An 8,112-nucleotide genomic window follows, 5' to 3' on the forward strand; every position below is an offset into this window, starting at 1 on the left:
GAGGGCAACCGCATGAAAGCCATACCCGGCGTCTCTGGGCCTCTGGACCTTACGACGGCCCGTCCAACCCGCGAACAAGGTAGGACCGCATGACGTCAATCGCCAAGGCCATCCTCACGCTGGAGCGGCAGCGCTGAAGAAGCTCAGTGAGTCCCTAGAGGAATAGCGTTCCGCGGCAGCGATCCGCTGACGCGATGCTCTCACGCGCCCTGGTCAGCGACGGCCAAGGTCTCGGCCGCGCTCAGCGCCGCCAGAACCTGCGCCTGGCCCTCCTCGACGCCGAGCGCACCGGCGGCGTGCGCCTCGGCCACCCGGGCCGCGTGCCCGAGCGCGGCCGTCACCCCGCCCGGCTCCCGGTGTGCCCTCGCCGCCGCCAGGAACTCGGCGGCGGCGGCCAGTGCGAGTGCGACGTCCCCGCCGTGGTATTCCGGGCCGTGCATCGCCAGCGGCCGCAGCCACAGGTCGGAGTGGGACTGCACGACCTGGTCGTAGGCGCGGTAGTCGACGACCGTGCCGCACCTCCCGCCGGCTCCCTCACCCGTGAACGACTTGCCCCAGTCCCGTTCCGCCAGCCAGCGGTGCCGCGCGCACACCTCCACCCGGTAGTCGAGGTCTCGCTCTTCCCGGCGCGACCGACGCTCAATGGCCACGGCAGACGCCGCACAGCCCGTCCTCGGCCTCCGTCGTACGGCCGCAGGGCGAGCCGTCCCAGCGGAGCCCCGAGCACGGCGTCGGGGCCGCGCCGTACATGACCGGCATCGACGGCGCGGCCGGGGTCGGCTCCTGGGGACGCTCGTGTTGGTCGCCGCACAAGGCGTTGAGACGCATCTGGTGAGCTTCCCGGGCCGCAGCCTGCGCTGCGAGCGGCGCCGCCAAGAGCTGACCGAGGACATCGGCTCCGTCTTGCGTGCCGCCTCCCGGGCCTCTGCGGCATGGGACAGCGCACACTGCCCTCACCGACTACTGGGCCGAGCGCATGAACGAGGGGCCCGAACCTCTCCGCGCCTACCTGCGTCGTGCCACAGCAGCGGAACGCTCCCGGACCCAGCACCGCACCAGGGCTTCGTGGCGAAGGAGGACCAGGCGGAGAGCTTCAAGGCCGGCGACAGTCGTACGGTGCGACGTGCACGGCGCCAGGAAGGTGGGGAGCGAGCAGGCGTTGCGGGTCATCGCCGACACCGGCGAGGCAATGGTGACCGCGTGTGCGCCCGGTGCCGAGGTTCGCCGGCCCGATCTCTACGCCAAGGCTCGTGGGCTTGAATTTACCCGGAGGTCATCAGCAGTGAGGTCAGGATAGGTCTCACATCGTACGAACTCCGCGGCGATGTCCGGGCAGAGGTCCCTGAGAGACTGCCCCGGTGGGGCCTGCAGCCTCTTACCCCACACCTTGCATCGCGCAGGGGGCTCAGAACTCCACGGTGACGAAGCCGTCCTCGTCGGCCGAAGGGGGCGCCTGGACGCGGTAGCCGAACTGGGTCTTGAGGCCGTCCAGGTCCCAGTTCGCCGCGCGGTCACGGTAGTTGAAGACGAGGTCCTTCGCTGTTCCGCCGTGTTTGAGGACGCGGGCGATGGCGATGTCGTCGGGGTGGCCGTGGATCTTGCCGTTGGTGGAGATCAGGTAGCGGTCGCAGTCGAGGAGGTCGAGGAGGTCGGTCGAGAGGTTCTTGGAGCTGCCGTGGTGGGCGAGCTTCAGGGCGTCGATCCGCAGGCGTCCGCCCTCGGCCTCGGCACGCGGGCGGACCGAGGCCACCAGGCGGGGGTCGTCCGCGTCGCCGGTCAGGATGATCCGGGTGCCCTCGAACTCGAAGAGCAGGCCGATGCTGGTCGGGTTGGTGGGGGAGCCGTCGCGCCTGAACGGCTCGGCGGCCAGTGCGTCGACGTCGATGCTGCCGAAGCGTTCGATTCCGGGGGTGAGTTCCCGCTCCACCGGGTCCACTCCCGGGATCAGACCGTTCTCCTCGCACTTCCTCTTCCATTCGTCGATCAGCGACTCCAGCAGGCGGCGGTCGGGGGCCAGCACCTCCATCGTGGATCCGTCGTCGAACCAGGTCAGTGGATGGCCGACCTCGACGCTGCGGCCGTCGAAGGCTTTGTTCCACGGGAGCCGCTGAGTCATGAGCGCCGTCGTCAGGAGTTCCCCGTCCACCGCGCCGAAGATCTCGCGGTCGTGGAGGTGGTCGAAGCCGTTGAACCACACGTCCCCGAACTCCACCGGCCGCTCGGGGTCGTCGAGCATCGCCAGCACGCCGAGGATGTGGTCCTGGTCGACATGGGTGACGACGAGTACGTCGATCCGTCCGTCCAGTCCGGCCAGCAGCGGTTTGATCCGCCGGTAGGTGCCGCGTCGGCCGCCGTCGACGAGGATCCGCCGGACGAACGAGTCGTCGCCGTATTCGAGGAGGAGGCAGTCGCCGTCCTCCGCGGGCAGCATCGAGAGCCGGATCATCACGCATTCCTTTGCCGCAGGTCGAGGATCAGGAACGGCTCGCGCATGTCGGCTAGCCAGGACAGTCGGCGCACCTGGTCGAGCCGGTGCACGCACTCGGGGTCGTCGGGGAAGGCGGACAGGCCCTCGATGAGCCAGGCGAGCCCGAGCGTGTAGAAGGGGATGCCGCGGTCGAAGGCCTCGATCAGCCCGTTCCGGGCGGGCTGCCGGTTCTCCGAGCCCCGGCGCAGCAGCCGCATCGCCCGCAGGATCGCGCCGTCGGCCAGCCAGGGGAAGCCCGCGGCCAACGTCTCCACCCAGGGATCCCAGTACCTCTCGCCCCCCGAGTGGTCGGTGCCGATGAGGACGTACGCCCCGGCGGCCGCCGCGAGCGGGTTCTGCATCTTGGAGTGGAGCATCGCCTCGACGTCGGTGAAGAGCTGCGCCGCGGTGTCCAGCGCGCCCTGGGCCATGTACGCGAGCCCCGCGCCGACCAGCGGGTCGCGGACGGTTACGGCGACGGCGCTGCCGGTCGGGCTCTGCCGCAGGTTGACCAGGACCTCGACCTCGTGCTCGCCCCAGGGCAGCGGAAGGGTGACCAGGCGCACGGATCCGGCGACCTTCACCACCAGGAACTGCCGCTCGCCGATGGGACCGCCCGGGGCCGCAGCGGGGCCGAACCGGCCGAACCGGTAGAGCGGCGCGAGCGCCTCCCCGGGCACGTCGGGCGTGGGCAGGACGCGGGGCGCGCTGTCGGCGATCAGCCGGGCGAGCCCGGGGGTGTCGTTCTCCAGCTCCAGCATCGCGGCGAAGGACAGGTTCGCCGGAGGGGCGTCGCCGATCCAGGTGATGAACGCGGTCGCTTCGACGGGCGCCTCGGCGAACTCTCCGTCCGGCCCGGCGGCGGGGGCGACCATGGACCGGGAGGCGACCGACTCGGCGAGCGGGATCGTGGTCCCGCTGTGGTAGACGCTGTCCGGCTCGATGTTGCCCATGAGGTACTGCCAGGAGTGTGTCTCGTACGGCGAGTCGGTCATGACGAAGTCCACCGGGGTCTCCTCGCCCGGGACCGCCACGGCGTTCTCCGTCAGCACCATCCCGGACGGCAGGGTGGCCGACACGACATAGCGGCCGGGGGCTACCTGGTACGACGTGGGCTTGGGGGACGTCCCGCAGGGGATCAGGATGCTGCGCCGGGTGTCGCCGGTGAGGTCGGATGAGTAGATGTCACCGACGATCACCGCGTCGTTCGACTCCCCGGCGGAGGAGATGAAGAGCCTGACGGCGAGTGCGGTGCTCATGGCCTGGCCAATCCGATGCGGAACAACGGTGGACGGGCGTCCAGTTCCTCCTTGCGTACGTCCCCTGGGCTGACGACGGCCTCGACCTCGTAGTGCCCGAACGGGAGGTACAGCGCCCACTCCCTGACGTCCGCCGCGTCGTCGACGGGTGCGGGCGGCGGACGACGCCGGTCCGGCTGCCCGGGGTGTCGGCAGACGAACTCGGCGAGCGCGTTGTCCTCCTTGGGCCGGCAGCCGATGTACACCGGGACGACCGGATCCCCTCTCAGCTCGTGGAAGTCGAAGTCGAACGACTCGGGGCTGACCGGTACCGCGCCTCCCGCGAGGGTGCCCGCGAACGGAGGCTCTCTCATGAAGCGGCTGATCGCGTGCATGAGGGTGCCGGTGGTCACCCGCCAGACGCGGTTCTCGGTGTTCTCGCTCCCGGCGCCGTCGAAGCTCCGCAGCAGCGCGTCCGTGAACAGGCTCACGCTGTCGGCGCGTGCGAAGGACGACTCGCCGTGCAGGGTCGCGAAGTACACGGCGTGTTCCCGATCGACGAACCCGTCGGGTCGATCGTTCCCGGCGACCGGGACCCGGCCGAGGGTGTCCCTGCCCACCAGCCTGACGAGCGCGTCCGACCCGGCCCGGCAGGCGTCCACGAAGAACACCTGCTGCGCGGCCCGGCAGTTGTTGAGCCCGCGCGTCAGCGCCTCGAAGTGCAGCGCGCCGTTCAGCGGGCTGTTCCGGTCGGCGAAGACGTCCGCCGCGAGGAGGGAGGTGTCGAACCCGAGCGAGACGCCGTGGCCGCAGAAGTAGAAGACCAGCCGGGCCTCGTCGTGGTCGCCGCGGTCCTTCCACTCCGTGACGGCGGCCACGATGTTGTCGATGGTCGCCGCTTCAACGACATGTCCCGCGTTCGTCCTCGGGTGGACGAAGGGGGCCGGAGCCGTCTCGCTGAGCAGGAGCGCCAGACTCCCCAACGGCCTGGCCTCGTCGTGGTACTGATCGATCATCCAGGAGGCGAACCTGCGTGCCGAGAGCGGCGGCGAGGACAGCTGACGCATCCCCACCGCGCCTGGATGGGGCGTGGGATCAAGCCCGCCGTCCAGGTGGGTGTACGCGCCGACTCCGATGACGAGGGCGTGTGTGGACGAAGGCCCCGCGTTCTTGTCCAGGTGCACGGTGAAGCCGGCCATGGAACCTCCGCGTGACGTACCGGCGGGCCGGTGGGAGGGTTTACTCCTATTATAGGAATGGATGTGGCGTATGTCCCTCGGAGGCCATGATGAGCAAGAACATCGTGGTGTGCCTGGACGGGACGGGCAATCAGCTCAAGGCCCGGGGCAACACCAACGTCGTCAAGCTCTACGAGATGCTCGACCTTCACGACCCCACGGCGCAGATCGCCTACTACGACCCCGGCGTCGGCACCTTCTCCGCCGCCGGCGCGTGGACGACCCCGGGGCGCAAGATCTCCAAGCTCCTCGGGCTCGCCTTCGGCTCCGGCCTCAAGGCGAACCTCGCCGAGGTCTATACGTATCTGATGCATCATTACGAACCGGGCGACCGGATCTTCCTGTTCGGCTTCAGCAGAGGCGCATACACCGCCCGAGCCCTCGCCGGGCTGCTCAAGTCGGTCGGCCTGCTCCGCCCCGGATCGGAGAACCTCGTCCCGTACGCCATCGCCGTCTACGCCAAGAACCGGACCTGGACCGACGACGACTGGAAGCAACTGCACAAATTCGCCGGCGCGTTCAGCCGGAAGGTGAACGAACGAATCGGCATCCCCGTCGCCTTCATGGGCATCTGGGACTCCGTGAAGGCGGCCGGACTGCTGCGCTGGAACCTGCGCTGGCTCTTCACCCGGCGGATCCCCAACGTGGGCCGGGTCCGCCACGCCGTCTCCATCGACGAGAAGCGCCGACCGTACGAGGAGTACCTCGTCCTGCCCCCGGAGGAGCCGGGCGCGCCGGGCCCGATGATCGAGGAGGTCTGGTTCGCCGGAGTCCACTCCGACGTGGGCGGCACCTTCGACGACGACCCGAAGCTGCCCACCGTCACCCTCAAGTGGATCGTCGACGGCGCCCTCGACGCCGACCTGCTGCTCAAGGACGGGGCGTACCTCAAGCACCTCGCCCTCGGACCCGGCCACGCCCTCGGCACCGTGCACCGCATGGGCCGCGTCTGGGCCCTGCTCACCTACCGGCGCCGCCGCGTCCCCCGCGACGCCCGGGTGCACGAGAGCGTAAGGCTGCGTACGGAAGTCGACGCGGACTACAGGAAACGCATCCCGGCCGGCGTGACCTGGTCGGACGAGGAGTGGCTGGACCCGCACCCGCGTGCCGGGTGACCTGCGTTCGGTCTACGTCTCCTCGCGGACGATTGGCTCGCGGACGTTTGGCCTGCATCTCCTCGCGGACCTTCCGCGCGTGCGCAGAAGTTCGGCGGCCCGCTCCTCCCAGGCCGCTGCCTCCGCCGGTCGGTAGCGGCGCACCTGCTGCCGGAACTCCTGAAGGACTTCCTGGGTTCCGGTCTCGTAGCCGTCCACGGCGTACGCGGACGCCCATCTGAGGTGGGCGTCGAACCAGCGCTCGGTGAACTCCGGCTGGTCCCGGTCCGTGGCCAGGCGCCCGTAACTCTCGACGGCCTGACGGAATCCGTGCCGGGCGGCCGCGTTGCGTGCGCAGCTCAGTGAGGTCACCCCCAGGAGGAGCCCCGTCTCGACGAGGAGGTACTCCACCACCTCCTCGCCCGGGTGTGCGCCGGCCAGCCGGCCGAGGATGCCGGAGGAGTTCTCCAACAGCTGGCTCGCCTCCCACGAGGAGCCGAGCTGGAACAACTCCAGCCCCGCGCCTTGACGCGCCTGATGCCGGTCGAGCTGGAGCTCCAGGGGACAGTGATCCGCCTGGACATCGATCACCTGCCCAGCGGAGCCACCCCGAAGCCGGTCTGGCTGTGGTGGTCGGGCACGGACGCCAGACAACAAGCACGGGCAATGGCTCGTGTCACAGGGCCCGCGAGGCAACATCGTCATCAACCCGGACGACGCCCACGGCCTGGAGTATCACCACGCGTCCCCCGCTTGCTGCGGAGCGACCCCGACCGGCGGAATCAACCAGCTGTGTGCCTGCGGAACCCTCGTCGCCACGCTCAGTTCCGACTGCTGCTGTCCGTACGAACTACATCTTTCAGCCGACCACGTCCGCGCTGTTGGCCCCTGAGATGAGAGCGGGCCGCTCTCACTTCTCGCCGACATTTCCGCGTCGGTCAGGCAGCGGATGATGCCAATAACCACCGACATTCGCTGCCAAGCCACGGTTCTGGCACAACTTCCGTGATGTCGCAGCGTTCCTTGGTGCCTGAGGCTGGCGGGCGCGGGGAATCGGCAGGTCAACGGCTTGCCTTGAGATCCCGGGCCTTGACCCCGAGGAAGATCAAACCAGCATGTTGATTCTCTGCAAGCCCTTAGGGCAGAGCGGTCCTGTTCACGAATTCGAACCTGCTGACAGGCGCCGCACCGTCACTCGGCCTTGCTGAGGTACTCGGCCAGTCCCACGACGTCGATCCGCTCCTGGATGACGGGCATCGCCGAGGCGGCGAGGCCACCGCCGATGGCACCCAGGACGGCCATCGTGCTCCGGTCCCGATCCAAGGTGTCGAGCATCGAGGCGTAGGCGCCGAGTACGGCCCCGAGCATCACCTGGCCGCGCGGTGTATCGCCGATGCCGCCCCCCTGGACGATGCTTGCGATCGTGACGGCGACGGCAGAGGCACCGTCACGATCGCGGATCCTGTCGCACTGCGCATCGACGTTGCTGTTCTCGAAGGCCAGCCGGGCGAGCTCACGGAGCTCCGCCACGTCCCCCTCGCTTAGGCCAGCTGTGGTCAGCCGGAGGAGGTGGTAGTGCAGTCTCGTCAACTGGAGGTCCTCGAAGACCATCCCCTGATCGAAACCGAACGCCTCACCCACGCGACGCGAGATGTCCTCAGCGCTGCTCGTAGACATGTGCCCATCCTTCGCTCGATGTCCGGGCCGTCCCATCGTGTGCGCCCCGGCCCCCTGCCATTGCAGCCGCCGATGGCCCCGCTGTCTCGGTCGCAGCACCGACCGGGTGACGCATGCACCCCGATTGGCAGAATGCCAGCACTCCCGCCTCGGTCAACGGTCTCCGATCGCCTACGAGAACGCCCTCCAACCAGCAACGACTACCCTGGCCCTAGCCGCATAGACGTGTTCAAAATCCGGGGTCAAGGCCCCCCCACGAACCGGGTCGGCGTGGTTTCACGGAAATTGAGCCAGAACCGAGAACGGTTCTGGCACACATTCCGTGAGAACGATCAGCGGCGTTCTGCCACCGTGACGTCTCGCCACCTGGGACCGTGGTGCGGTGTGATGACCTCATA

Annotated in this window: 8 protein-coding genes; 1 reads left to right on the forward strand and 7 read right to left on the reverse strand. The window is 69.0% G+C overall.

Annotated features, from left to right (window positions below; translation table 11 throughout):
• Nucleotides 1-200: 200 nt before the first annotated feature.
• The 5 genes from AC07AW_RS41170 to AC07AW_RS41190 all read right to left on the reverse strand — a co-directional run bounded on the left by AC07AW_RS41170 (nt 201) and on the right by AC07AW_RS41190 (nt 4,904).
• Nucleotides 201-650, reverse strand: a complete 450-nt coding sequence (locus AC07AW_RS41170) for a hypothetical protein (RefSeq protein ID WP_478820588.1) — start codon at nt 648-650, stop codon at nt 201-203.
• The gene (locus AC07AW_RS41175; protein WP_478820589.1) at nt 640-828 is read right to left on the reverse strand and encodes a hypothetical protein; all 189 of its coding nucleotides are present in this window, start codon (nt 826-828) and stop codon (nt 640-642) included. The genes AC07AW_RS41170 and AC07AW_RS41175 overlap by 11 nt, the downstream gene beginning before the upstream one ends.
• 577 nt (nt 829-1,405) lie before the next feature.
• Nucleotides 1,406-2,446 carry a ComEC/Rec2 family competence protein gene (locus tag AC07AW_RS41180; RefSeq protein WP_478820590.1) on the reverse strand — a complete coding sequence of 347 codons (1,041 nt, stop codon included), beginning with the start codon at nt 2,444-2,446 and terminating at the stop codon, nt 1,406-1,408.
• Entirely contained in the window at nt 2,446-3,726 is a 1,281-nt protein-coding gene (locus AC07AW_RS41185; RefSeq protein WP_478820591.1) for a hypothetical protein, read from the reverse strand. Before AC07AW_RS41185 ends, AC07AW_RS41180 begins: the two co-directional genes overlap by 1 nt.
• Entirely contained in the window at nt 3,723-4,904 is a 1,182-nt protein-coding gene (locus AC07AW_RS41190) for a caspase family protein (RefSeq protein WP_478820592.1), read from the reverse strand. Before AC07AW_RS41190 ends, AC07AW_RS41185 begins: the two co-directional genes overlap by 4 nt.
• Nucleotides 4,905-4,993: 89 nt before the next feature.
• On the opposite strand from AC07AW_RS41190, the gene AC07AW_RS41195 reads away from it, so the two are divergent.
• On the forward strand, nt 4,994-6,058 hold the full coding sequence (locus AC07AW_RS41195; protein ID WP_478820593.1) for a T6SS phospholipase effector Tle1-like catalytic domain-containing protein: 1,065 nt from the start codon (nt 4,994-4,996) through the stop codon (nt 6,056-6,058).
• A 12-nt stretch (nt 6,059-6,070) separates the two neighbouring features.
• Here the strand turns inward: AC07AW_RS41195 and AC07AW_RS41200 are convergent, their stop codons facing one another.
• The gene (locus AC07AW_RS41200; RefSeq protein ID WP_478820595.1) at nt 6,071-6,628 is read right to left on the reverse strand and encodes a hypothetical protein; all 558 of its coding nucleotides are present in this window, start codon (nt 6,626-6,628) and stop codon (nt 6,071-6,073) included.
• A gap of 600 nt (nt 6,629-7,228) precedes the next feature.
• A complete protein-coding gene (locus AC07AW_RS41205) occupies nt 7,229-7,714 on the reverse strand; it encodes a hypothetical protein (protein ID WP_478820594.1) in 486 nt (161 codons plus the stop codon).
• Nucleotides 7,715-8,112: the final 398 nt, after the last annotated feature.

Source organism: Streptomyces sp. NPDC044003 (assembly GCF_056435185.1).